The organism is Mycobacterium bohemicum DSM 44277 (genome assembly GCF_001053185.1).
Classification (GTDB): domain Bacteria; phylum Actinomycetota; class Actinomycetes; order Mycobacteriales; family Mycobacteriaceae; genus Mycobacterium; species Mycobacterium bohemicum.
The window spans coordinates 2,163,248-2,187,791 of record NZ_CSTD01000001.1 but is presented as its reverse complement, the minus strand read 5'-3'; the positions used below and the strand labels follow the sequence as shown (position 1 = coordinate 2,187,791).

The following is a 24,544-nucleotide window of genomic DNA, read 5'->3' as shown; positions in this document are numbered from 1 at the left end:
ATCGTCGCACCGGGCGGTCTCGCGCCACTATTGAGTGGTCCAAAACGAACTCCCGGGAGGAGGAACCAGCTGCGGGTCGCCGACACAGTAAGCGTTGTCCGCGGATGCCCCCGTCATCCCCACCTTGGCCACCACTGCGGCAATGGCATCCTCGCGGGTGGCTCCCCACGCGCCGAGCAGCTTCGGGCCATCATCGGAGAGGGCCACACAGCCACCCTGCCCCTCGGCAAGGACCCGGCAGTCGGTGGCGCCGGGGCGCGCGGCGCAACGGTTCACCGCAGACGCCTCGACGCGGCTCAGGCTGGCGAGGCCGCCGCCCACGGTGGTTTCGAAGGTGTGGGTGGCGTCGGATCCCGCCATACGATGTAGCTGCCGTCGGCTTGCGCGGGTCCTGCCAGTGCGACGGCACAGGCAGCAGCGATCACCGGGAACGCGACGGCCTTTGAACACGGCACCAGCCTCACCCCAACGAGTCTAGCCCCGGAAGGGGGGCTGGGCTGCGGGCAATTGCACCACGTTGGCCCGCGGGGCTTGCAAAAGATTGTCGCCATCCCGAGCAGCTTCTCCGAGTAGCGACGAAAACCCTTGCTGCACAATCACTATCGACTGCGGGCGGCATTCTGCAAGAGCCATGCGCCCCACGCGGCGTCGGTCCGCTTGCCGGGCAGCGCCAGCGCGGTGGAAATCGTGACCAACAGGCCGGTGGCGAAGAACGTGCGCACCCCCAGCTCGTCGGCGTCAGTCAGGTCGACGACCGCGCGTTGCAGTGCGAGGTGACGGCGGGCGACCGCCTCGCGCACGGCATCGTCTCCCGCGGCGGCGTAACTCTGCAGCATCATCAGCGCGACGGTCCGGTCGCGTTGCAGGAGGCGCCGATAGGCGTCGCCGAGGCCGACGAGCGGTGTGGCGCCGTCGTCGCCGCCCAAGCGGGCGGCCGCCGCGGTGAACGCTGCCTCGATGCGATCGAAGGCCGCGTCGACGACCGCAAGAAAGAGCGCCTGCTTGGAGCCGAACATTTGCACGATGCGCGGGTGCGAGATGTCGGCGCGAGCGGCGATGGCTTCCAATCGCGTTCCGGCCAGCCCGGTTTCGGCGAACTCGATCGTCGCCGCCTGCACAATTTCGGCCCGCCGCACCGACGCCGGCTTCCGCTCACGCGCCGAAGCACCGGCGGTCACCGTGGACGCTTTTTCCCCAGCTGGCGCAGCACCAGGTCGTTGTCGTACAGGCAGCGATAGGCGCCGATCAGCCCGTCCTCGCCCAACTCCAGGCGGTCGTCGCCGTGAAATTCGAGCCTCCGACCGGTCGCCGCGTGCGTGCCACTGAACCTCCAGGCGACCAGCACCGCGGGGCGGGCCACGTCGGCGTAGAGACCTTCCAGGAAGAATCGATGGTCGGGGAAGTCCGCGTCCATGTTCACCACGAAGTCCCGGATCGCGTCGCGGCCGTGAACCGTGTCGCCGAGCGCCGGCTCGTCGTACACCAGATCCTCGGCGCACAACGCGGCGACGGCGTCGCCGTCATGGTCGTTCCACGCCTGCGCCCAGCGTTGACAGAATTCTCGTACCGCGGCGGGTTCGGCGATCGCGGCGCCGGATATCGACATCATGATTTCTAACTTACTAGTTTGTAAGGAAAGATGGCAAGTTGAATCGCGACAACGAAGCGATTTTCCTCAGGCCGGGGTAAGCGTTGTCTGGTCGGCGGCGGCGCCGCCGGATCCGGTGAGCGCGGCGCTGATCGGTGGCACCCGGGTGGCCCGCACGTAGACGGTGTCCCCCTCACGAAGGGCCAGCGCCTCCGCGTCGCCGCGGGTGATCTGCGCGGTGAACGCGCCTTTGGTTGCCGCGCTGGTCAATTCCACCCGCACCTCAAAGCCTAGGGCCACCACGCGATCGACCGTGGCGCGCACCACCCCGATGGACTCCGCGGTGCCATCACCGCCGGCGATCGCCATGTCCGGGTTGCGGCCGACCCGGATGTCGTGCGGGCGCACCAAGGCGCCGTTCAGCGAGGACACCGCACCGAGAAACGACATCACGAACGCGTTGGTCGGGGAATCGTAAACCTCTGCCGGCGAACCGACCTGCTCGATGCGGCCCTTGTTGAGCACCGCGATCCGGTCGGCCACGTCCAGCGCCTCGGCCTGATCGTGGGTGACCAGCACGGTGGTGACGTGAACCTCGTCGTGCAGGCGGCGCAGCCACGCCCGCAAATCCTCACGCACTTTGGCGTCCAGGGCGCCAAAGGGCTCGTCGAGCAATAAGACCTGCGGATCCACCGCAAGCGCGCGCGCCAGCGCCATGCGCTGGCGCTGGCCACCGGAAAGCTGATTGGGGTACCGGGTCTGAAACCCGCTCAGCCCCACCACCTCGAGCAGGTCGTCCACCTTGGCCTTGATCTCGGCCTTGGGGCGCTTGCGGATCTTCAAGCCGTACGCCACATTGTCGCGGACGGTCAGATGCTTGAAGGCCGCGTAATGCTGGAACACGAACCCGATGCCGCGCCGCTGGGGCGGCACCCGCGTGACGTCCTCACCGTTGATGGTGACCGTGCCGCTGTCCGGCTGGTCCAAACCGGCGATCGCCCGCAACAACGTCGACTTGCCCGACCCGCTCGGCCCCAGCAGCGCGGTGAGCGAACCCGTCGGCACCACGAAATCCACGTGATCGAGCGCCACGAAATCGCCATAGTGCTTGTAGGCGTCTCGCACCACGATCGCGGGGTCGGCGGGCCCGGTTCCGTTGTCGGTCATGCGGGATTCTCCTTGTCGGGGGGCTATCGGGCCGCTCGGGCGCGGCGGGCGTCCAGAGCCACTTGGAAGATCAGGACCAGCACGGCGACACCCATCAGCAGCGTGGATAGGGCGTAGGCGCCGTATTCGGCCCCGCGGTTGTAGCGGTCGGCGACGAGCAGTGTCAGCGTCTGCGACTTCCCGGGCAGGTTGGACGACACCATGATCACCGCACCGAATTCACCCAGGGTGCGCGCGATGGTGAGCACGATGCCGTAGGTCAGCCCCCAACGGATGGACGGCAGCGTGATCCGCCAAAACGTCTGCCACCAGCCGGAACCCAGCGTCGCCGCCGCCTCCTCCTGGTCCATACCCAGTTCGTGCAGCACCGGCTCGACCTCGCGGACCACGAACGGCAGGGTCACGAAGATGCTCGCCAGCACGATGCCGGGCAGCCCGAAGATGATCTTGAGGCCGAAGTCCTTTTCGACGAACCCCAACGCACCGGCCGACCCCCACAGCAGGATCAACGCCACGCCCACGATCACGGGAGACACCGCGAACGGCAGGTCGATGATCGCCTGCAGGACGCCCTTGCCCCGGAACCGGTTGCGCGCCAACACCAGCGCGGTCGGGATGCCGAAGATGACGTTGAGCGGCACCACGATCGCGACGACCAGCAACGTGAGGTTCAGCGCCGATATGGCCGCCGGCGTGCTGATCCAATCGACGAACTGGCCCAGCCCTGGTCGCAGGGCCCGCCATAGGATCAGCGTCACGGGAACCACGAGCAACACGAACACGTAGCCGAGCGCGACGATGCGGAGCAGGTAGCGAACGCGTGGCGACGACGTCATGCGGCCAGCTCCTGACGCTTGGCGGCCCGTCCTCCGACGATTCGCAGGACGAACAGCACCACGAACGAAATCGCCAGCAGTACAACGGAGATCGCGGCGGCACCCGTGCGGTCGTCGTTTTCGATCAGGGTCCTTATCCACTGCGACGACACCTCGGTCTTGCCCGGCACCGCACCGCCGATCAGCACCACCGAGCCGAACTCGCCGATGGCTCGCGAAAACGCGAGCCCCGCACCGGACAGCAACGAGGGCAACAGCGACGGCAGAACGACGGAGGTGAAGACCTTGGACGCGCTGGCGCCCAGTGACGCCGCCGCTTCCTCGACTTCCCGGTCGATTTCGAGCAGCACCGGTTGGACCGCGCGCACCACGAACGGGAGCGTGACGAAGGCCAGTGCGACGGCCACGCCCCATGCCGTGTGCTGCAGATGAAGGCCCACCGGACTGTTGTTGCCGTAGAGCGCCAGCATCACCAGGCTGGCGACGATGGTGGGCAACGCGAACGGCAGGTCGATGATGGCGTCGACGATTCGTTTCCCGACGAAGTCGTCGCGCACCAACACCCACGCGACGACCAGACCGAAACCGACGTTGACGATCGTGACGCCGGCGGAGATGGTCAGCGTCACCCGGAACGACTCGATCGCGGCGTTCGAGGTGACCGCCAGCCAGAAGGCGTGCCAGCCGCCGCCCGCGGCCTGCCAGGCGATGGCGGCCAGGGGCAGCAGCACGATCACCGAAAGCCACAGCGTCGCCGCACCGAGCCGAAGTGACGTGGTGGGCCGCCCGCGCCGAGGCGGGGCGGCCCGCCGGAGCTCGGGCCGGACCGCTTGGGGGTCGGGGGTTATTGCGGTGGTCATCCGGTGGCCTGCGTGTAGATCTTGGTGATGCTGCCTGTGCTCTTGTCGAAGAGCTGCGGGTCCACGGTCGCCCAGCCGCCCAGGTCGGCGATCGTCCACAGCTTCACCGGCGCCGGGAACTGGCCGCGGAAGTCGGCGGCCACGGCCGGATCGACCGGCCGGAAACCGGCCTGCGCCCAGACGTTTTGCGCCGCGGCGGTGTACTGGAAGTTCTTGAATGCGACGGCGGCCTGCAGGTGCGGGCTGGTGGTCACCACGGCCACCGGGTTCTCGATCTTGAAGGTCTCCGGCGGGTTGACGTGTTGGACCGGCTTGCCGGCGCGTTCGGTGGCGATGGCCTCGTTCTCGTAACTGATCAGGACGTCCCCGCTGCCCTGGACGAAAACGTCGGTGGCCTCCCGTCCCGAACCGGGCCGCAGCTTGACGTGCTCGCGCACCAGCTTCCCGATGAAGTCCACCCCGGCCTGGCCGTTGCTGCCGCCCTGGCTCTTGACCGCGTACGGGGCGAGCAGGTTCCATTTCGCCGAGCCGGAACTCAGGGGGCTCGGCGTGATGACCTCGACGCCGGGCCGCAGCAGGTCGTCCCAGTCCTTGATGTTCTTCGGGTTGCCCTTGCGCACCACGAAGGTCACCACGGACCCGAACGGGATTCCCTTGGTGGCGTCGGTGTTCCAGTCTTTCGACACCTTCCCGGCCTTGACCAGTCGGGTGATGTCGGGCTCGACGGAAAAGTTCACGACGTCGGCGGGCTTGCCGTCGACGACGCCGCGCGACTGGTCGCCGGAGGCGCCATAGGAGGTGATCACCTGCACGCTCTTGCCTTCGTCGGACGCGTTGAAAGCAGGAATGATCTTGCTCCAGCCCGGTTCTGGGACCGAGTAGGCGACGAGCGTGATGCTGGTGCGCGCGTTGGCCGGTCCGCCGCCGCCGACGACGTCGCTGGGCCCGCCCTGGCAGGCGGCGACGACACCGGTGACCAACGCCAGGGCGCCGGCGTACCGGACGGATCGCCGCGGTGCGCCGGCGATGTCGTTGTGCATGAGGGGCCTTCCAGTGCGGGACGGACGTCGGTCCCGTTGCTGCGGAAGGGCACTGAGAACGTGACGAGAATCGACCGACTCGCTACCAGACCGCGCACGGGTTCGGAAGTCAGCGACAACAGTGCACGACGACACCGCAATCCAGGTACCCGGATGCCACGCGCATGGGGCGAAGCGTAACAGGAGTCGACGGCCCGCGGCGATCGCAAGCGCGGCGCAGCCGGGCGCTGGGGGCACCTCCCGCTTGCGGGGGACGGGTCGCCGCCATTGAGCCCAGCGGCGATCGCAAGCGCGCTAGTGCGTTAGCCACCACGTGACGATCACCAACACCACGAGCGTGACGAGAACCAGCGTCACGTGTGATCGGGGCATCGCGTTACCCGGGCGTCCCGTCGGCGTGGCGGACGCGGCGCATCAAGGCGATGCTCTTGCCCAGCAAGCGGTCCAATACCACCGCCGCGACGTAGGCCACCCCCAGCACCACGGGCATCACGACCATGGCCTGCAGGATGAAGGCGAGCCCGGAGAGCCACAGCTCGTTGCCGTCCCACCAGTTCAGCAGCCCGTCCATTGCGATTGAGCCTATTCGCACCGGCGCGCGAAACAAATTGTGCCAGGATCAGCCCATGTCCCCGGGCAGTTCCGCACCTGAGGCGACCACATGCCTGATCGTCGGCGGCGGACCGGCCGGAGTCATGCTCGGCCTGCTGCTCGCCCGCGCCGGGGTAAAAGTCACGGTGATGGAAAAGCACGCCGACTTCCTGCGTGACTTCCGCGGCGACACCGTGCACGCCAGCACGCTGCGGCTGCTCGACGAGCTGGGCCTCGGAGCCCGCTTCGCCGATCTCCCGCACCGCCTGATCAGCACGATCCGCATGCAGATACAGGACGCGCCGGTGGGCGTCGACCTGAGTCGCCTCCCGGGAAACCACCAGCACATCGCCCTGGTCCCACAGTGGGACTTCCTCGAGATGCTGGCCGACGCCGCCAAGGCCGAGCCGACATTCCGGCTCATGCGCAGCACCGAGGTCGTCGGGGTGATTCGGGAAGGCGACCGCGTCGCCGGGGTCACCTACCGCGACGAGACGGGCGAGACCAAGCGGATGCGGGCCGCGTTGACGGTGGCCTGCGACGGCCGCTCGTCGACGGTGCGCTCGGCCCTCATTTCCACAACGCGCCTGCGGCTTCGCAGCTTCGGCGCCCCGATGGACGTCTGGTGGTTCCGGTTGCCCCGCCGGCCCGACGACCCCACCGGGCTGGCCGGGGTGCTGCGCGCCGGGCACGCGATCATCACGATCGACCGCGGCGACTACTACCAGATCGCTTACATCATCCCCAAGGGCTCCGACGCCCGGCTGCGGACCGAAGGGATCGGGGCGCTGCACCGGGCGCTGACCGGTATGGTCCCGTGGCTCGGCGATCGCGTCGACCAGCTCGCCTCGTTCGACGACGTGAAACTGCTTGACGTGCAACTCAATCGGCTGCGCCGCTGGTATTCCGACGGGGTGCTGTTCATCGGCGACGCGGCGCACGCGATGTCGCCCGTCGCCGGCGTCGGCATCAATCTGGCGGTCGCCGACGCGGTGGCCGCCGCCCGCATACTCGCGGGCCCCTTGCGCTCGGGCCGGGTGTCCACCCGGCAGCTGGCCAGGGTGCAGATACGCCGCTGGCTTCCGACGGTGCTCCTGCAGGCCGTGCAACGCACGATCCACGCCAACGTGATCGCGGCCACGATCACCGGAAGCGAGCTGCCAAGCGCGCCATCGGCGGTGCGGCTGGTGGCCCGCACGCCGGCACTGCGCCGATTCGCCGGCTACCTGGTCGCCATCGGCCCGCTTCCCGAGCACGCGCCCGGGTATGCCAGACGCCCCGGGTGACCCGCGACACCCGTTGCCCGTTGGGGGCGCTCCGAAGCCCGACTCCGCCGCGCCGGCGGTCGCCACACGGCGCGCCGCCGGGCGAAAGCATGGACGAGGGGCAGGTCGACAGTCGATGATGTCGGGATGGTGCTGCACGCCGAACAAGCCGACCAACCCGCCAACGGCGCAACCGAGGAATCGTCGATAACGGCTTCCGAGGTTCCCGAGGCGGTCCTGGCACCCATCGACTTCAGCGCCCCGGCGCCCTTCGCGTCCACCGGATCGTTGCGCAACCCCTTCCCGCCCATCGCGGACTACGCGTTCCTGTCCGACTGGGAGACCACCTGCCTGATCTCACCGGCCGGCTCGGTGGAATGGATGTGCGTCCCCCGCCCCGACTCCCCCAGCGTGTTCGGCTCGATCCTCGACCGCAGCGCCGGCCACTTCCGCCTCGGGCCCTACGGCGTCTCCGTCCCCTCCGCCCGCCGCTACCTGCCCGGCAGCCTCATCATGGAAACCACCTGGCAGACCCACACCGGCTGGCTGATCGTGCGCGACGCGCTGGTGATGGGGCCGTGGCACGACGTCGAGCGCCGGTCACGGACCCATCGCCGCACCCCGATGGACTGGGACGCCGAGCACATCCTGCTGCGCACGGTGCGCTGCGTCAGCGGCACCGTCGAGCTGATGATGAGCTGCGAGCCGGCCTTCGACTACCACCGGGTCGGGTCCACGTGGGAATACTCGGCGAACGCCTACGGCGAGGCCATCGCCCGGGCCTCCAAGAACCCCGACGCGCACCCGACGCTGCGCCTGACCACCAACCTGCGGATCGGGCTCGAGGGCCGCGAGGCGCGGGCGCGCACGCGGATGAAAGAGGGCGACGACGTGTTCGTCGCGCTTAGCTGGACCAAGCACCCGGCGCCGCAGACCTACGAAGAGGCCGCCGACAAGATGTGGCAGACCACCGAGTGCTGGCGGCAGTGGATCAACATCGGCAACTTCCCCGACCACCCGTGGCGGGCCTACCTGCAGCGCAGCGCGCTGACGCTGAAGGGGCTGACGTACTCGCCCACCGGCGCACTGCTGGCGGCCGCGACCACGTCGCTGCCGGAGACCCCCCGGGGGGAACGCAACTGGGACTACCGCTACGCGTGGGTCCGCGACTCCACGTTCGCGCTGTGGGGCCTGTACACGCTGGGGCTGGACCGCGAGGCCGACGACTTCTTTGCGTTCATCGCCGACGTCTCCGGTGCGAACAACAACGAACGCCACCCGCTGCAGGTGATGTACGGCGTCGGGGGCGAGCGCAGCCTGGTCGAGGAGGAGCTGCACCACCTGTCCGGTTACGACTACGCCCGCCCGGTGCGGATCGGCAACGGGGCCTACAACCAGGACCAGCACGACATCTGGGGCTCGATCCTCGACTCGTTCTACCTGCACTGCAAGTCGCGGGAGCAGATCCCGGAGAGCCTGTGGCCCGTGCTGAAGAAGCAGGTGGAAGAGGCGATCAAGCACTGGCGCGAGCCCGACCGGGGCATCTGGGAGGTCCGCGGCGAGCCGCAGCACTTCACCTCGTCGAAGGTGATGTGCTGGGTGGCGCTGGACCGCGGGGCCAAGCTGGCCGAGCGGCAGGGCGAGAAGAGTTACGCCCAGCAGTGGCGGGCCATCGCCGAGGAGATCAAGACCGACATCCTGACCCGCGGTGTGGACTCGCGGGGCGTGTTCACGCAGCGCTACGGCAGCGACGCGCTGGACGCCTCGCTGCTGCTGGTGGTGCTGACGAGGTTCCTGCCGTCGGACGACCCGCGGGTCCGCAACACGGTGCTGGCAATCGCCGACGAGCTCACCCAGGACGGCCTGGTGCTGCGCTACCGCGTCGAGGAAACCGACGACGGGTTGTCCGGGGAGGAAGGCACCTTCACGATCTGCTCCTTCTGGCTGGTGTCGGCGCTGGTCGAGATCGGCGAGGTGGCGCGGGCCAAGCGGCTCTGTGAGCGGCTGTTGTCCTACGCCAGCCCCCTGCACCTCTACGCCGAGGAGATCGAGCCGCGAACCGGCCGGCAGCTGGGCAACTTCCCGCAGGCGTTCACCCACCTGGCCCTGATCAACGCGGTGGTGCACGTGATCCGCGCCGAGGAGGAAGCCGACGGCTCGGGGATGTTCCAACCCGCCAACGCGCCCATGTAGCCGGACCGGCGCGGCGTCAGTTCAGGGCGCTGATCCTGTCCATCATCGCGTGCGCGATGTCCTGCGCGCTGTTGTCGATCGCGATCCGCCCCTGCGGCGACGACATGCCGAAGAAGTCGACCTCGACCTCGACCAGGCAGTTGCGGCTCACGCCGATCACCCGGACGGCCGGGACGAACTGCCCATCCGCGGCGGATGACGCCAGCGCGAACCGGACGGTCGCATCCAGCACGGGGCCGGCGATGTGGACCTTACCGATCGTCGCGTTGATCCGGAACACGCTGTCGGACAATGGCTGCGTCTTGCCGTCGCAGTGCTGCCACTGCCCGGTGAACTCCGCGAACAGCGCGTCGGCGTCTGCGGCCGTGGGCAGGCTGACCACGCCCTCCCTCACCTCGGTGACCGCGGCGGACATGCTCGCGTGCCGCCATCCCTCGACCGCGACGCCTTGGACGCGGCCGGACCGATAGACGGTGCGGTCCAGCATCCCGACGACGCCGAGGCACTCCGGGGATGTGGCCGACGCGCCGGCCTGCAGCGCTTCCGGTCCCCCGGACCGCTGCGGGAAGCGGTGATCAATAATCATGGGCTGCTTGAGGATTCGTGACAGCACGGTGCGGTCCAGCAGCACCGCCTCGACGGAGGGTCCCGCCAGCGGTCGTGGTCGGAGACCCGGCGCCGGCCGCGCGGTGCCGCCGACGGACACGGCGCAGGCCGACACCAGCGTCATGATCGCGAGCATGGTCACCGAAAGACCGCCCAGGCGGCCGAAAACGCTTGCCGCCATGGCCCGCCGATCAGCCGCCCGACGCCCCGCGCGTCGTGCCGAACGTCGAGAACGAGCCATCTCGGTCAGCTCCTCGCTACCTTTTGTTCACCGAGAGTTTACTTCACCGGTGAGGTAACGCCGCACACCAACCGAAAGGCCGCAGGTCACGGGCGTGTCAGCCCAGGGCGCTGACCCTGTCCATCATCGCCCGCGCGATGTCGATCGCGCTGCCGTCCACGGTGCCCGATCCGGGATCGGACGGCCGTCGCTCCCCGAAGAAGACAACGTCGACTTCGACGATGCAGTTCGATCGCACACCCACCGCCCGCGCCTGCGGGGTGGGCCGCAGCGCCGGCATGTTGGGCAGCACGGACGTCGCGGTATTCGTCGCGGCGACGATCGAATCGGTGACGCGGACGTCGCTGATGACGTTCGTGGTGCTGATCGGCCCCGATTGTTCCGTCGTCGTCACGCCCGTGCACTGCTGCCACTGCTGCGAAAATTGCCCGAACAGCGCCTCGGCCTGCGCGGTCGAGGGCAGGGAAACCACCCCTTCCATGACGCTGATCACCTGCGCCGGGTCCCCGTTGTTCCACCACGACTCCGCGCCGACATCTTTGATGTCGGCGGAGCCGTAGACGCTTTTCTGCAGCATCGACGTCACGCCCAGGCAATTCGGCGGAGGCGTCGCGTCGCCGCGCTGCAAGAGTTGGTCGGGACCGCCGAACACGGGCGGCCTCCGCATGACGAACGGCTGGTTGAGCATCCGCGACAGCGCGGAGCCGTCGAGAAGCACCTGCCCGACGGTCTGGCCGGCCAGTGGCCGGGGTTTGAGGTTCGGCGCCGGCTTGGCGGTGCCCTCGACCACTCCCCCACAGCCCGCGGCCACCGCCGCGGCCGCCGTCAGCGCCGCCACCAAACCGGCTGTCCGCATGGCTATTTCTTGTTTCCTTTGTCCCCGGCGGCGTCGGTCGACAGCGCGGCGACGAACGCCTCCTGTGGGACATCCACGCGGCCAATGGTTTTCATCCGCTTCTTGCCTTCCTTCTGCTTTTCCAGGAGTTTGCGTTTGCGGGTGATGTCGCCGCCGTAGCACTTGGAAAGCACGTCCTTGCGGATCGCGCGGATGTTCTCGCGCGCAATGATTTTCGAGCCGATGGCCGCCTGCACCGGCACCTCGAACTGCTGACGCGGGATCAGCTCCTTGAGCTTGGTGGTCATCTTGTTGCCGTAGGCGAACGCCGAATCCTTGTGCACGATGGCGCTGAACGCGTCGACCGCCTCGCCCTGCAGCAGGATGTCGACCTTGACCAGCTGGGCCTCCTGCTCGCCTGCCTCCTCGTAGTCGAGGCTGGCGTAACCGCGGGTGCGCGACTTCAGCGAGTCGAAGAAGTCGAAGATGATCTCCCCCAACGGCATCGTGTAGCGCAGCTCCACGCGTTCGGGTGACAGGTAATCCATCCCGCCGAGTTCGCCGCGCCGCGACTGGCACAACTCCATGATGGTGCCGATGAATTCGCTCGGCGCGATGATCGTGGTCTTCACCACCGGCTCGTAGACCGTGCCGATCTTGCCCTCCGGCCAGTCCGACGGATTCGTCACGACGATCTCGCTGCCGTCCTCCTTGATCACGCGGTAGACGACGTTGGGGGACGTCGAGATGAGGTCCAGGTCGAACTCGCGCTCCAGGCGCTCGCGGGTGATCTCCATGTGCAGCAGGCCCAGGAATCCGCACCGGAAACCGAAGCCCAGCGCCACCGAGGTTTCCGGCTCGTAGGTCAGCGCCGCGTCGTTGAGCTGCAGCTTGTCCAGCGCGTCGCGCAGGTCGGGGTAGTCCGAGCCGTCCACGGGGTACAGGCCCGAGTACACCATCGGCCTGGGCTCGCGGTAGCCGGTCAGCGCTTCGGTGGCGCCGTGGCGGGCCGTCGTCACCGTGTCCCCGACCTTGGATTGGCGGACATCCTTCACGCCGGTGATCAGGTAGCCCACCTCACCCACGCCAAGGCCGTCGCTGGGCTTGGGTTCGGGCGAGACGATGCCGACCTCGAGCAGCTCGTGGGTGGCGCCGGTGGACATCATCGCGATGCGCTCGCGCGGGCTGATCCGGCCGTCGACCACGCGGACGTAGGTGACCACCCCGCGGTAGATGTCGTAGACGGAGTCGAAGATCATCGCGCGCAGCGGCGCGTCGGCGTTGCCCTGCGGGGGCGGCACCTGGCGGACCACCTCGTCGAGCAGCCGGGCCACACCCTCGCCCGTCTTGCCGGAGACCCGCAGCACGTCGTCGGGCTCGCAGCCGATGATGTGGGCGATCTCGCCGGCGTAGCGGTCGGGGTCGGCGGCCGGCAGGTCGATCTTGTTGAGCACCGGGATGATCGTCAGGTCGCGGTCGAGTGCCAGGTAGAGGTTGGCCAGGGTCTGGGCTTCGATGCCCTGGGCGGCGTCGACCAGCAACACCGCGCCCTCGCAGGCCTCCAGGGCGCGCGACACCTCATAGGTGAAGTCCACGTGGCCCGGCGTGTCGATCAGGTGCAGGACGAAATCCTCGCCCGATACCTGCCACGGCAGCCGCACGTTCTGCGCCTTGATCGTGATGCCGCGCTCGCGTTCGATGTCCATGCGGTCCAGGTACTGGGCGCGCATGGACCGCTCGTCGACGACGCCGGTGAGCTGAAGCATCCGGTCGGCCAGCGTGGATTTCCCGTGATCGATGTGGGCGATGATGCAGAAATTCCGAATCTGGGCCGGCGCGGTGAAGGTCTTGTCGGCGAAACTGCTGATGGGAATCTCCTGGTCTCGTGCGCGGGGCGCGCGTGTCCAGGGTATCCAGGCGGCGGTCCGGAGGCCTACTTGGACGCAACCGCCCCCCGCCGCTCGCGTCTATGCTGCGAATATGGCGCCCGGCCGGAGATCGCAGTGGAAGACGTTGCGGCGGTTGGCGGGGAATCTGGTGGGCACCGGGGCTCCGCGGCTGGCCCGGCACCTGGAGACCTCACAGACGGTCCTGCGCGAGCTTCAGCAAGCCGTCAAGATCACCGCGAACGTCATCGCCGCGGCCGCTCCGCAACCGCCGGCCGCCGTCACCGCGGGCCGGCCGGTGACCAGCGTGAGCTTTCCCACCGCGCACCGAGCCCGCAAGGTCGTCTACGCGCCCGACCTCGACGGCCGCGCCGATCCCGGGGAGATCGTGTGGACGTGGGTGGTCTACGAGGACGATCCCACCCGCGGCAAGGACCGCCCCGTGCTCGTGGTGGGCCGCGAGCGCAGCGTCCTGCTCGGGCTGATGGTGTCCAGCCAGGAGCGCCACGCCGCCGACCGGAACTGGGTCGGCATCGGCTCCGGCGACTGGGATTACGAGGGCCGCGAAAGCTGGGTGCGGCTCGACCGCGTGCTCGACGTGCCCGAGGAGGGCATCCGACGCGAGGGCGCGATCCTGGAGCGCGAACTCTTCGACGTCGTGGCCGCCCGGCTGCGCGCCGAGTACGCCTGGCGCTAGCTAGCCCTGCGTGATGTAGGAGTGCAGCTGCCGCTGCTCGGCCTCGAGTTCTTCCATCCGTGTCTTCACGACGTCACCGATGCTGACGATGCCGATCAGCTGCTCCCCGTCGAGCACCGGCACGTGGCGCACCCGGTTCTTGGTCATCAGCACGCTGATGGTGTCGACGGTGTCCGACTTCGTGCAGGTGGCGAGCTCGGTGGTCATGATCTTCGACACCGGCCGCGACAACACGCTGGCGCCGTGGGTGTGCAGCTGACGCACGACGTCGCGCTCGGAGACGATGCCGACGACCCCCTCGGCGCCCATCACCACCATGGCGCCGATGTTCTGCTCGGCGAGTCCGGCGAGCAGCTCCCGGACCGTCGCGTCGGGGTTGATGGTGACCACCGCCGCGCCCTTGTTCCGCAAGACGTCCGCAATCCGCATCAAATGCCTCCGTTGTGATCCGCTTCACACCAGGCTACGGCTAACTCGCGCCGCGGGAAAGGCAACGCCGGAACAGGCGACCCTTCGTGTCCTCATCATCTGTTCTCACCGCAACTTCCCGCCGGCCGAGACACGCCCGGCCGATCCGGCGGATGGCCCGCCACACGCGGGGCCGGCTGCAAGGATGAACCCATGATCGAGATCACGCTGCTGGGCACCGGCAGTCCGGTCCCCGACCCCAACCGGGCCGGACCGTCGACCCTCGTGCGGGCGGGCGGGCAGACGTTCCTCATCGACTGCGGGCGGGGGGTGCTGCAGCGCGCGGCCGCGGTCGGCGTGGGCGCCGCCGGCTTGTCCGCGCTGCTGCTGACCCACCTACACAGCGACCACATCGGCGATCTCGGCGACCTGCTCATCACACGGTGGATCAGCACCTTCGCGCCCGATCCCACGCCCCTGCCGATCATCGGGCCGCCGGGCACCGCGGAAACCGTCGAGGCGACCCTGAAGGCGTTCCGCCACGACATCGGCTACCGGATCGCCCATCACGCGGACATCAATGAACCGCCGGCCGTCGAGGTGCACGAATGCACCGACGGACCGGTGTGGGACCGCGACGGCGTCACGATCCGGGTCGCGCCCACCGATCACCGGCCGGTCGCGCCCACCATCGGTTTTCGCATCGAGTCCGGGTCGGCGTCGGTGGTGCTGGCCGGCGACACGGTGCCCTGCGCCACCCTGGACGAACTCGCTCGCGGGGCAGATGCGTTGGTGCACACCGTGATCCGCAAGGACATCGTCGCCAACATCCCGCAGCAGCGGCTCCAGGACATCTGCGACTACCACTCGTCGGTGCAGGAGGCCGCGGCGACCGCGGCCCGCGCGGGCGTCGGCACCCTGGTCATGACGCACTACGTGCCGGCGCCGGTGCTCGGCCAGGAGGACCAGTGGCGGGCGCTGGCCGCCTCCGAGTTCGGCGGTCGCATCGAGCTCGGCGACGACCTGCACCGGGTCGAGGTCCAGCCGCGGGCCTGACCGGTGCCGGCGGGGCAAGCCAGCCGGGGGACTTCCACGACCACCTCGAGGTCGGTCGCGCCCTGCCCGGAGTAGATCCCTTTCAGCGGCGACACGTCGGTGTAGTCGCGCCCGGCGCCCACGCCGACGTACTGCTCGGTGATCTCGGTGTTGTTGGTCGGGTCGTAGTCCCACCAGCCACCGGTCCACACCTCGATCCACGCGTGGCTGCGCCCGTCGACGGTGTCCCCGACGACGGCGTCACGCTTGGGGTGGAAATAGCCCGACACGTAACGCGCCGGGATTCCCATGCTGCGCAACAACATCAGTGAAAGGTGGACGAAATCCTGGCAGACGCCCTTGCCCTCGTTCAGCGCGTCCAGCCCAGAGGAGTGCACGCTGGTGGTGCCCGGCAGGTAGTCCAATTCGCCGCGCACCCAGTCGGCCGCGGCGACGACGGGTTCGGCGGGCCGGTGCGTCCGGGCGATCCTCTTGCCGACGGCAGCGACCTGCTTGTTCGCCGGGGTGTGCTCGGTGGGGCGCAGCAGTTCGTCGAAGCGATCGATGACGGCCTCGGACCCGAGGTCGTCCCAGCCGGCGTCGGTCACGGCCGGCTCGGGCCGCTCGGTCTCCACCACCGACGACGACGTCACCGTCAGGTCCGTGTGCGGCGCGTGCAGGTCGAACGCGGTGACGGCGGTGCCCCAGTAGTCGATGTAGCGGTAGGAGCGGGTTGCCGGAATGGTCTCGACACGGTTGAGGACCACGTTCTGCCGGGTGTTCGACCGCGGGGTCAGCCGGGCCTCGTTGTAGGAGGCGGTCACCGGCGACTGGTAGGCGTACCCGGTGGAGTGCACGACCCGCAGCCGCCACATCAGTTGTCCCCCTGCCGGGTGACCAGCGCGCCGCGCTGACCGGCATCCGACCAGGCCACCCAGGGCGTGACGTGAAAGTACTGCAGCGACAACGCTTCTCCGACCCGCCGGCACGTCTGCTGCAGGTCGGCCAATCGGGTCTCCAACGACTCCAGCAGCACGCCGGGCTCGACGAACTCTAGCTCGCTGCGGGCCCGGCCCAGCAGCCGCTGCGCCTCGGCTGTCGCCCCGATCCGGCTCTGGGGGCTGTGCAGCAGCTCGTCGAGGTTGTGTTCGGCCAACCTCAGCGAGTAGAACACCGACCGCGGAAAAAGCCGGTCCAACATCATGAACTCGACCACCCGCCCCGCGTCCAGCACGCCCCGGTACGTCCGCAGGTAGGTGTCGTGCGCACCGGCCGAACGCAGCAGCGTCACCCACGCCGGGGAGGACGCGCTGTCGCCGACCCGCGACAGCAGCAGGCGCACCGTCATGTCCACCCGCTCGATCGCGCGGCCCAGCAACATGAATCGGTAACCGTCGTCCCGGGAGAGCGTGGAGTCGGCCAGCCCGGCGAACATCGCCGCCCGGCCCTCGACGAACGACAAAAACTCATGCGGGCCAAGGCGTTTGGCTGCGCGTTCACGTTCGGGCAACGCGTGGTAGGTGGTGTTGAGGCATTCCCAGATCTCGCTGGAGGTCACCTCCCGCGCGGATTTGGCGTTCTCCCTGGCCGCGGTGATCGCGTCGACGATGGAGCAACCGCCCTGGCTGTTGGTGCTGTAGGCCACGAGGTCGGTCACCGACCAGACGTCGAGGTCGTGGTCGGGGGGCTCGATGCCGAGCACCCGCAGCAACAGCCGCGACGCGTGGTCGGGGTCGACGCTGGAATCCTCGAGCAGTTGGTGCAGCGCGACGTCCAGGATCCGCGCGGTGTCGTCGGCCCGCTCGACGTAGCGGCCGATCCAGTACAGCGCCTCGGCGTTACGGGCGAGCATCAGCGATCCGCCTTCTGTTCTGGCGGCCGACGCGCGCGGCGCCAGCACCCAGGTGTCCTTCGAGCCGCCGCCCTGGCTGGAGTTGACCACTCGCGAACCCTCGACCAGCGCCACCCGGGTGAGCCCGCCCGGCAAAACCCAGACCTCGTCGCCGTCGTTGACCGCGAACGGCCGCAGGTCCACGTAGCGCGGCGCCAGCCTGCTGCCCACCCGCGTCGGCACGGTCGAAAGCTCCATCATCGGCTGGGCGATCCAGCTGCGCGGGTCGTCGCGGATCTTCTTGGCGACCGCGGCCAGCTCCTTGGCCGAGGCGTCCGGGCCGAACACGATGCCGTAGCCGCCGGACCCCTCGACGGGCTTGAGGACCAGTTCGTCGATGCGGTCCAGCACCTCTTCGCGTTCGTCGTCGAGCCAGCACCGGTAGGTCTCCACGTTGGCCAGCAGCGGCTTCTCGCCGAGGTAGTACTCGATCATGGTCGGCACGTAGGTGTAGACCAGCTTGTCGTCGCCGACGCCGTTGCCGATGGCGCTGGAGATCACGACGTTGCCGGCGCGGGCCGCGTTGACCAGCCCGGCCACGCCCAGCACGGAATCGGCGCGGAACTGCAGCGGATCCAGGAACGTGTCGTCGATGCGGCGGTAGATGACGTCGACCTGACGTTCGCCCTCGGTGGTGCGCATGTAGACCTGGTTGTCGCGGCAGAACATGTCGCGCCCCTCGACGAGTTCGACGCCCATCTGGCGGGCGAGCAGCGAATGCTCGAAGTACGCCGAGTTGTAGACCCCCGGGGTCAGGACCACCACGGTCGGGTCGGCCTCGTTGGTGGCCGCGGAGTTGCGCAGCGCCCGCAGCAGGTGCGACGAGTAGTCGTCGACCGCCCGCACCCGGTGGGTGGCGAACAGGTTCGGAAAGACCCGCGCCATGGTGCGCCGGTTTTCCATGACGTAGGACACCCCCGACGGCGAGCGCAGGTTGTCCTCCAGGACGCGGAAGTTCCCCTTCTCGTCGCGGATCAGGTCGATGCCGGCGACGTGGATGCGCACGCCGTTGGGCGGCACGATCCCGACGGCCTGGCGGTGGAAGTGCTCGCACGACGTGATCAGCCGGCGGGGAATGACGCCGTCGTTGAGGATCTCCTGGTCGCCGTAGATGTCGTCGAGGTACATCTCGAGGGCTTTGACCCGCTGGATGATGCCGCGCTCGAGCCGGCTCCATTCGGCGCCGGAGATCACGCGCGGGACCAGGTCGAGCGGGAACGGCCGCTCCTGGCCTGACAGCGAGAACGTGATCCCCTGGTCGATGAACGCGCGGGCCAGCGCCTCGGCGCGGGCCTTGAGGTCCGAGGCGTCCGAGGGCGCCAGCTCGGCGTAGATGCCCTTGTACGGTCCGCGCACGTTGCCCTGGCCGTCGAACATCTCGTCGAAGGCCGCCGAATAGACGTCGGCGTAGGAGCCCGACGTGTTGTAGCCGCCGAAAATGCGCTCCGGTCGGGGGGCGCGCGGCCCCGGCAGGGTGCCCTCGAGCTGGTTGGTAACGCTCACGTGTCAGATGCTGCCCCAACTTGATGTTGCGGCAGGCTGAAGGTCGCCATTTTGGGAGAAAACGTAACTCACTGATAACCTGGGCAGTCGCCGCCACTGGGCACCCAAGCAACCAATCGAGCCGAAGAAGGAACTCCGCGCGTGGCCAACATCAAGTCGCAGCAGAAGCGCATTCGCACCAATGAGCGCGCCCGCCTGCGCAACAAGTCGGTCAAGTCCTCGCTGCGCGCCTCGGTCCGCGCGTTCCGCGAGGCCGCTCACGCCGGCGAGAAGGACAAGGCCGCGGAATTGCTGGTGGCGACCAACCGCAAGCTGGACAAGGCGGCCAGCAAGGGCGTCATCCACAAGAACCAGGCGGCCAACAAGAAGTCGGCGCTGGCACGCGCCCTCAACAAGATCTGAGGCCCGCCGGGGCTATCGGCCCCGATGAGCGGCCAGTTCCGCGACCTGCCTGACCGCCGATTCCATGGCGTAGTCGGCATCCGCCACCGCACCCTTGACGTTCGCGTTCAGCGTTGCGACCACTTTCATCGCGGTCGCGACCGAATCGCGTGACCAGCGGCGCGCCTGTTTCTGCGCCTTTTGCACCCGCCAGGGCGGCATGCCCAGCTGCGCCGCCAGCCGGTAGGGGTCGCCCGACAGCGGTGCGACCCTTCCTATGGTGTGGATCGCCTCGGCCAGCGCGTCGGCCAACACCACCAGCGGCTCGCCCCGCATCATCGCCCACCTCAGCGCCTCCGCCGCGCCCTCGATGTCGCCGGCCACGGCCTTGTCGGCGATGTCGAAGCCTTTCACCTCCGCTCGGCCGCTGTGATAGCGGCGCACCGCCGCGGCGTCGACCGCACCGGCGGTGTCGGCGACCAATTGCGAGCACGCGGAGGCCAGCTCGCGCACGTCGGAGCCGACGGCGTCGAGCAGAGCCGTCACCGTATCCTCGTCGACCCTGGCGCCGGCGGCGCGGAACTCCTTGCGGATGAAGTCGATGCGTTCGCTCAGCTTGGCGATCTTCGCGCACGGATGGACGACGGCGCCCAGCGACTGCAGCTGGGTGGCCAGCGCCTTGGCCCGCCCGCCGCCCGAGTGGACCACGACCAGCACCGTGCCCGGCGGCAGGTCGGCGGCGGCCGACGCGATCATCGCGGCGGCCTCCTTGCCCGCCTCCGCGGCCGCTTCGAGCACGACGATGCGCTCGTCGGCGAACAGCGACGGGCTCAGCAGCTCGGCGAGCTCGTAGGTGTCGACGTCGCCGGCCCGCATCCGGTTGATCGGGACGTCGGCGTCGTTGGTGGAACCGGCGCGCTTGCGCGCGGCGCGCAACACGTCGGCCACGGCGCGCTCGACCAGCAGTTCCTCGTCACCCAGGACGAGGTGTAACGGCGAATCCTCGCTCACCCCACGATGGTGTCACGAGGGGCCGACGGCCCCGCGCGACGTACCGAACCGCTCGGCGATCGTCCACGCCAAGGCGCACATGCCGAGCACCGCCAGCACGGGCGTGACCGCGGCGCGAAACCAGCGCCACCGCCACAGCAGGACGACGCCCCCCGCGACCGCCGCCACCACCACCACGCCGCCCACCCCGGCCGGGACCGGCACCGTCGCCGCGGGCACGCCGGCGGCCGACCGCGCCACACGCAACACCCACCACAGCTCCGGCCCGGTGAATCGGATCAGCAATTGCGCGCAGGCCGGCCAGAGCAGGCAGAGCCCGGCCGCCGCGCTGCCCAGCACGGTGATCGGTGCGATCACCGGCGCGACCGCGAGGTTGGCGCCCACCGCGACGAGGCTCACCCGGCCGGATATGCCGGCCACCAGCGGAGCGGTCACCACGTGCGCGGCGCAGGCCACCGCGATGCCGACCAGCGCGGCGAGGGCACCAGCGAGACATCGAGATCGGGGTACACGCGCATGGCGTCGTGCGCCGCGCGCCAGGCGAGCAAACCGGCACCGGCGGCGAGCCCGACGCAGCACAACGCCAGCACCCGCCCGACCGGCCACCGAATTCCCGCCGCCGTCACCGCCCAGCAGGTGAGCGCGGCCGGCACCAGGCGCACGTCCACCGGCGCCGATGCCGCGTCGGCGCAGCCGGGTTGGTGCACCCGGGCTCAGACACGGACCAGCGGGCGCAGCTTGTCCAGCCGGGCCGGGCCGATGCCGTCGACGTCGCCCAGCTGGTCGACGCTGGTGAACCTGCCGTTGGCCTGCCGCCACGCCACGATCGCCGCGGCGGTGACGGGCCCGACCCCGGGCAGGGAGTCCAGCTGCTCCACGGTCGCGGTGTTGAGGTCGAGGGCACCACCGGCCTTGGGCGCCGCGCTCGAACCGGGTGCGGGCGCGGGTGCCTTCGACGGCGGCGCCGAGCCCGGGGCGACCGAACTCCCGAGCGCCGCCGGCCGGCCCGGGGCGGGCGCGAGCCCCACCACGATCTGCTCGCCGTCGCCGAGCGGGCGGGCCATGTTCAGCCCGATGGTGTCCGCGCCGTCGACCGGTCCGCCGGCGGCCTGTAGCGCATCGGCGATCCGCGCGCCGGGGGCCAGGGTGACCAGCCCGGGCGTGTGCACCAGGCCCACGACGCTGACCACCACCGGCCGCTCGGGCGCGCCCGGCTGTCCGGGACCCGGATGGGCCGACGACCTCGGCGAAGCCGTCGACGCCCGCTCCACCGGCGGCAGCTTGGCCGACACCACCGGCGCCGGTCGCTCGCGTAACAGGGTGAACACCGTGATGAGCACGGCCAGGGCGGCCACGATCGCCAGGGCGATCGCCCCGGCCCGGCCCGGGTCGGCGCGCACCCGGGCCACCCAGCCCCGGTCGTCGGGGGCGCCCGGGAGCCAGCGGGGCAGCAGCGAGTTCTGGTCCTCGTCCGGTGCGTCCTGCTCGCGTGCCGCGTCGGTTTCGGTGTCGGGATCGGCGCCGAGCCGCCGGTGCAGTCGCTCGGCGGGAAGTTCTGTTCGCATGCGCCGACGGTAGGCTTGCCGACCGCCACACCGGGGCCGTCCGACGCCGTCGCAGGACCGGCCTGTGCATCAACACCGGGGTGTGCACAAGCACTCCGGGCGATGGGCCAAGATGGAAGCCGGAGCGCGCATGACGTCCGAGCGCGACGCTCCAGGCAGAAGCGGGTCATCACGTGCGACCCGAGACGACAGGAGGCAGCGATGAAGCTGGCGCTCAGCCCGGAGGAAGCCGAATTCCGCGACGAGCTTCGCACGTTCTACACGACCAAGATCCCCCAGGAGCTGCGCGACGCGATGCGCGAGGGCGCGCCGGTGACCAAGGACCTCATCGTCACCAGCCACAAGATCCTGCACGAGCACGGCCTGGCGGTCCCGAACTGGCCGGTCGAGTGGGGCGGCAAGGACTGGACACCGGTGCAGCACCAGCTCTGGGCCGACGAGATGCAGTTGGCCTCCGTGCCCGAGCCACTGAACTTCAACACCAAGATGGTCGGCCCGGTGATCGCCGAGTTCGGCTCTCAGGAAATCAAGGAGCGCTTCCTGCCGCCGACCGCCAACATCGACATCTGGTGGTGCCAGGGATTCTCCGAGCCCGAAGCCGGCTCCGACCTCGCCTCGCTGCGCACCACCGCGGTGCGCGACGGCGAGAGCTACGTCGTCAACGGGCAGAAGACGTGGACGACGCTGGGCCAGTACGCCGACTGGATCTTCTGCCTGGTGCGCACCGATCCACAGGCGCCCAAGCGCCAAGCCGGCATCTCATTCCTGCTCATCGACCTGGACACCCCGGGCATCACCATGCGCCCGATCAGGCTGATCGACGGCAGCGTCGAGGTCAACGAGGTGTTCTTCGAAGACGTCCGCGTCCCCGCGGATCAGCTTGTCGGAGAAGAGAACCAGGGCTGGACGTACGCCAAGTTCCTGCTGGGCAACGAGCGCACCGGCATCGCCGGGGTGGGCCGGACCAAGGTGCGGCTGGCCGAGGTAAAGCGGCACGCCACCGAGACCGGGCTCCTGGACGACCCGCTCTTCGCCGCGCGCCTCGCCGAGGCCGAGAACGAGGTGCTGGCACTGGAACTGACCCAGTCGAGGGTGACGTCGAGTTCGGCGGGCGGTAAACCGAACCCCGCCTCGTCGGTGCTCAAACTGCGCGGGAGCCAACTGCAGCAGCTCGCCACCGAGCTGCTGGTCGAGGTGGCCGGGCCCGACGCGCTGCCGGTGGACGGCCCGGACGTCGGCGACATCGCGTCACCGGAGTGGGCGCAAAGCAGCGCGCCGCACTACCTCAACTACCGCAAGACCTCGATCTACGGCGGCAGCAACGAGGTGCAGCGCAACATCATCGCGTCGACCATTCTGGGATTGTGAGGCAGTCATGGACTTTCAGCTGACCGAAGAACAGGCACTGCTGCGCGACACCACTCGCGACCTGCTGGCGCGCAACTACGACCCGGAAAGCCGCAACAAGGTCCTCGACACCGATCTGGGCTGGAACCGCGACGTGTGGTCGCAGCTGGCCGACACCGGAATCCTCGGCCTGGGTTTCGAGCCGGAAGAGGCCGGCCAGATCGAGATCATGGTCGTCCTCACCGAGGTCGGCCGCCGGTTGGCGCCCGAGCCGATCATGCACGGCGCCTTGGCGCCCGGCGCGCTGATCGCCGAACTCGGCAACGAGGAACAGGTGCCGATGCTCGACGAGGTCGCCGCCGGCCAACGGCTCCTGGCCTTCGCCCACCTCGAACCGGGAAACCGCCGGATGGGCGCGGACATCACGACGGACGTCACGACAACCGCGGTGCCCCAGGGTGATTCGTGGGCGGTGAGCGGCCGGAAGAACCCGGTGCTGGCCGGCGATTGCGCCCAGACCCTGGTGGTCAGCGCGGCGTTGCCCGACGGCGGCACGGGCTTGTTCCTGGTCGACGCGTCGGACGCCGCCGTCACGCGGCACCCCTATCGAACCTTCGACGGGCAGCGCGGCGCGCAGATCGACTTCGAGCGGGCGCCCGCCGAGCCGCTCGGCGACGCGGTCGACGCGTCGGAGGCGATCCGCAAGGCCGTCATCAGGATTCAGTCGGCCATGTGCTCGGAGGCGGTCGGGGCGATGGAGGAGGCGCTGCGGCTGACGACCGATTACCTGAAGACCCGCAAGCAGTTTGGCGTCACGCTCAACAAGTTCCAGGCGTTGACTCAGCGCGCCGCCGACATGTACGTGTCGCTGGAATTGGCCCGCAGCATGAACTTCTACGCAGCGATGTCGATCGCCGACGGCATTTTCGACCCGGTGATCGCGTCGCGGGCCAAGCTGCAGATCGGCCGGTCCGGGCGGCATATCGGGCAGGAGGCCATTCAGCTGCACGGCGGCATCGGCATGACCGCGGAGTATCCCGTCGGCCATTACATGGCCCGCCTCACCGCGATCGAGCACACCCTGGGTTCCACCCAGGAACACCTGCGATTGCTTAGCGAGCGCCTCGGCGACCACGACCTCGCCAGGCTGTAGACGATGGCCGGGCTGTCGGAGCGGGTCGTCGAGTTCCTGTCGGCCGGCACCCGCACCGGAATGCTCGGTTACGTCGCCGCCGACGGGCGCCCCCTCGTCGCGCCGGTGTGGTTCATCGTGGAGACGGGGCGAGACGGCGGCGAGCTGGTGTTCAACACCGGCCGTTTGACGGCGAAAGGCCGTGCCCTGGCCAGGGATCCGCGTGTCGTCATCTGCGTCGACGATCCGCACCCGCCCTACTCGTTTGTCCAGGTGCAGGGGACGGCGTCCGTGCAGGAGGACGCCGAGGACCTGCTCGAGATCGCGACCCGGATCGGTGGGCGCTACATGGGCGCCGACCGGGCCGAGGAGTTCGGCCGGCGCAACGCCGCGCCCGGCGAGCTCGTTGTGCGGGTCCGGCCGACCAAGGTCGTCTCGGCGTTCGACCTCGCCGACTGACCGGCCG

The 24,544-nt window shown here is 69.2% G+C and carries 22 protein-coding genes and 4 pseudogenes; 8 read left to right on the top strand and 18 right to left on the bottom strand.

The features are described 5' to 3' along the window. Window positions 1–27: 27 nt before the first annotated feature. The 8 genes from BN971_RS09875 to BN971_RS09840 all read right to left on the bottom strand — a co-directional run bounded on the left by BN971_RS09875 (window position 28) and on the right by BN971_RS09840 (window position 6,062). Window positions 28–360 (bottom strand): DUF4189 domain-containing protein, encoded by a 333-nt coding sequence (locus tag BN971_RS09875; protein ID WP_245837057.1) that lies wholly within the window; start codon window positions 358–360, stop codon window positions 28–30. Between the two features lie 239 nt (window positions 361–599). Beyond that, window positions 600–1,136 carry a TetR/AcrR family transcriptional regulator gene (locus BN971_RS09870; protein ID WP_249262711.1) on the bottom strand — a complete coding sequence of 179 codons (537 nt, stop codon included), beginning with the start codon at window positions 1,134–1,136 and terminating at the stop codon, window positions 600–602. Between the two features lie 38 nt (window positions 1,137–1,174). After that, entirely contained in the window at window positions 1,175–1,609 is a 435-nt protein-coding gene (locus tag BN971_RS09865) for a nuclear transport factor 2 family protein (protein WP_085182950.1), read from the bottom strand. A 66-nt stretch (window positions 1,610–1,675) separates the two neighbouring features. Beyond that, window positions 1,676–2,755, bottom strand: coding sequence for a sulfate/molybdate ABC transporter ATP-binding protein (locus BN971_RS09860; RefSeq protein ID WP_085182951.1), 1,080 nt, complete (start codon window positions 2,753–2,755; stop codon window positions 1,676–1,678). Window positions 2,756–2,778: 23 nt separating this feature from the next. Then, window positions 2,779–3,591 (bottom strand): sulfate ABC transporter permease subunit CysW, encoded by an 813-nt coding sequence (gene cysW, locus BN971_RS09855; RefSeq protein WP_085182952.1) that lies wholly within the window; start codon window positions 3,589–3,591, stop codon window positions 2,779–2,781. Further along, the gene (gene cysT / locus BN971_RS09850) at window positions 3,588–4,451 is read right to left on the bottom strand and encodes a sulfate ABC transporter permease subunit CysT (protein ID WP_085182953.1); all 864 of its coding nucleotides are present in this window, start codon (window positions 4,449–4,451) and stop codon (window positions 3,588–3,590) included. Before cysT ends, cysW begins: the two co-directional genes overlap by 4 nt. Beyond that, window positions 4,448–5,491 (bottom strand): sulfate ABC transporter substrate-binding protein, encoded by a 1,044-nt coding sequence (locus BN971_RS09845; RefSeq protein WP_085182954.1) that lies wholly within the window; start codon window positions 5,489–5,491, stop codon window positions 4,448–4,450. Before BN971_RS09845 ends, cysT begins: the two co-directional genes overlap by 4 nt. A 376-nt stretch (window positions 5,492–5,867) precedes the next feature. Further along, the gene (locus BN971_RS09840) at window positions 5,868–6,062 is read right to left on the bottom strand and encodes a hypothetical protein (RefSeq protein WP_085182956.1); all 195 of its coding nucleotides are present in this window, start codon (window positions 6,060–6,062) and stop codon (window positions 5,868–5,870) included. Between the two features lie 55 nt (window positions 6,063–6,117). On the opposite strand from BN971_RS09840, the gene BN971_RS09835 reads away from it, so the two are divergent. Beyond that, window positions 6,118–7,368 (top strand): FAD-dependent oxidoreductase, encoded by a 1,251-nt coding sequence (locus BN971_RS09835; protein ID WP_085182957.1) that lies wholly within the window; start codon window positions 6,118–6,120, stop codon window positions 7,366–7,368. A gap of 261 nt (window positions 7,369–7,629) precedes the next feature. Continuing rightward, window positions 7,630–9,540, top strand: a pseudogene (locus BN971_RS09830) (glycoside hydrolase family 15 protein); the annotation flags it as partial. 16 nt (window positions 9,541–9,556) lie between these two features. Here BN971_RS09830 and BN971_RS09825 read toward each other — a convergent pair. The 3 genes and pseudogenes from BN971_RS09825 to lepA form a co-directional block, all read right to left on the bottom strand. Then, window positions 9,557–10,327: a sensor domain-containing protein gene (locus BN971_RS09825; RefSeq protein ID WP_169718658.1), complete on the bottom strand. Its 771-nt coding sequence runs from the start codon at window positions 10,325–10,327 to the stop codon at window positions 9,557–9,559. 157 nt (window positions 10,328–10,484) lie between these two features. Next, on the bottom strand, window positions 10,485–11,243 hold the full coding sequence (locus tag BN971_RS09820; protein WP_085182960.1) for a sensor domain-containing protein: 759 nt from the start codon (window positions 11,241–11,243) through the stop codon (window positions 10,485–10,487). Between the two features lie 2 nt (window positions 11,244–11,245). Then, a pseudogene (gene lepA, locus BN971_RS09815) lies at window positions 11,246–13,221 on the bottom strand (translation elongation factor 4). Here lepA and BN971_RS09810 point away from each other — a divergent pair. Further along, window positions 13,203–13,805, top strand: a complete 603-nt coding sequence (locus BN971_RS09810) for a type II toxin-antitoxin system PemK/MazF family toxin (protein WP_211704190.1) — start codon at window positions 13,203–13,205, stop codon at window positions 13,803–13,805. The pseudogene lepA and the gene BN971_RS09810 overlap by 19 nt on opposite strands. On the opposite strand, the gene BN971_RS09805 is transcribed toward BN971_RS09810, so the two are convergent. Then, window positions 13,806–14,234 (bottom strand): CBS domain-containing protein, encoded by a 429-nt coding sequence (locus tag BN971_RS09805; RefSeq protein WP_085182963.1) that lies wholly within the window; start codon window positions 14,232–14,234, stop codon window positions 13,806–13,808. Window positions 14,235–14,426: 192 nt separating this feature from the next. Between BN971_RS09805 and BN971_RS09800 the strand changes: the two genes are divergently transcribed. Beyond that, complete coding sequence (locus tag BN971_RS09800) at window positions 14,427–15,269, top strand: ribonuclease Z (RefSeq protein ID WP_085182964.1); 843 nt, start codon at window positions 14,427–14,429, stop codon at window positions 15,267–15,269. Window positions 15,270–15,286: 17 nt separating this feature from the next. Here the strand turns inward: BN971_RS09800 and BN971_RS09795 are convergent. Beyond that, window positions 15,287–16,123, bottom strand: a pseudogene (locus BN971_RS09795) (transglutaminase family protein); the annotation flags it as partial. Then, on the bottom strand, window positions 16,123–18,642 hold the full coding sequence (locus BN971_RS09790) for a circularly permuted type 2 ATP-grasp protein (RefSeq protein WP_090349954.1): 2,520 nt from the start codon (window positions 18,640–18,642) through the stop codon (window positions 16,123–16,125). The pseudogene BN971_RS09795 and the gene BN971_RS09790, both read right to left, overlap by 1 nt. A 141-nt stretch (window positions 18,643–18,783) precedes the next feature. Here BN971_RS09790 and rpsT point away from each other — a divergent pair, with 141 nt between their 5' ends. Beyond that, on the top strand, window positions 18,784–19,044 hold the full coding sequence (gene rpsT, locus BN971_RS09785) for a 30S ribosomal protein S20 (RefSeq protein ID WP_085182968.1): 261 nt from the start codon (window positions 18,784–18,786) through the stop codon (window positions 19,042–19,044). 12 nt (window positions 19,045–19,056) lie between these two features. Here the strand turns inward: rpsT and holA are convergent, their stop codons facing one another. The 4 genes and pseudogenes from holA to BN971_RS09770 all read right to left on the bottom strand — a co-directional run bounded on the left by holA (window position 19,057) and on the right by BN971_RS09770 (window position 21,599). Next, entirely contained in the window at window positions 19,057–20,034 is a 978-nt protein-coding gene (holA, locus tag BN971_RS09780) for a DNA polymerase III subunit delta (RefSeq protein ID WP_085182969.1), read from the bottom strand. Between the two features lie 12 nt (window positions 20,035–20,046). Further along, window positions 20,047–20,496, bottom strand: a pseudogene (locus BN971_RS25695) (ComEC/Rec2 family competence protein); the annotation flags it as partial. Continuing rightward, window positions 20,466–20,741 (bottom strand): hypothetical protein, encoded by a 276-nt coding sequence (locus BN971_RS25690; RefSeq protein ID WP_249262720.1) that lies wholly within the window; start codon window positions 20,739–20,741, stop codon window positions 20,466–20,468. The pseudogene BN971_RS25695 and the gene BN971_RS25690, both read right to left, overlap by 31 nt. Window positions 20,742–20,747: 6 nt before the next feature. Then, window positions 20,748–21,599 (bottom strand): ComEA family DNA-binding protein, encoded by an 852-nt coding sequence (locus BN971_RS09770; RefSeq protein WP_085182970.1) that lies wholly within the window; start codon window positions 21,597–21,599, stop codon window positions 20,748–20,750. Window positions 21,600–21,800: 201 nt separating this feature from the next. Between BN971_RS09770 and BN971_RS09765 the strand changes: the two genes are divergently transcribed. The 3 genes from BN971_RS09765 to BN971_RS09755 are packed head-to-tail and all read left to right on the top strand — an operon-like array spanning window position 21,801 to window position 24,537. After that, complete coding sequence (locus BN971_RS09765) at window positions 21,801–22,967, top strand: acyl-CoA dehydrogenase family protein (RefSeq protein ID WP_085182971.1); 1,167 nt, start codon at window positions 21,801–21,803, stop codon at window positions 22,965–22,967. A 7-nt stretch (window positions 22,968–22,974) separates the two neighbouring features. After that, on the top strand, window positions 22,975–24,099 hold the full coding sequence (locus BN971_RS09760) for an acyl-CoA dehydrogenase family protein (protein ID WP_085182972.1): 1,125 nt from the start codon (window positions 22,975–22,977) through the stop codon (window positions 24,097–24,099). A gap of 3 nt (window positions 24,100–24,102) precedes the next feature. Then, the gene (locus BN971_RS09755) at window positions 24,103–24,537 is read left to right on the top strand and encodes a PPOX class F420-dependent oxidoreductase (protein ID WP_085182973.1); all 435 of its coding nucleotides are present in this window, start codon (window positions 24,103–24,105) and stop codon (window positions 24,535–24,537) included. Window positions 24,538–24,544: the final 7 nt, after the last annotated feature.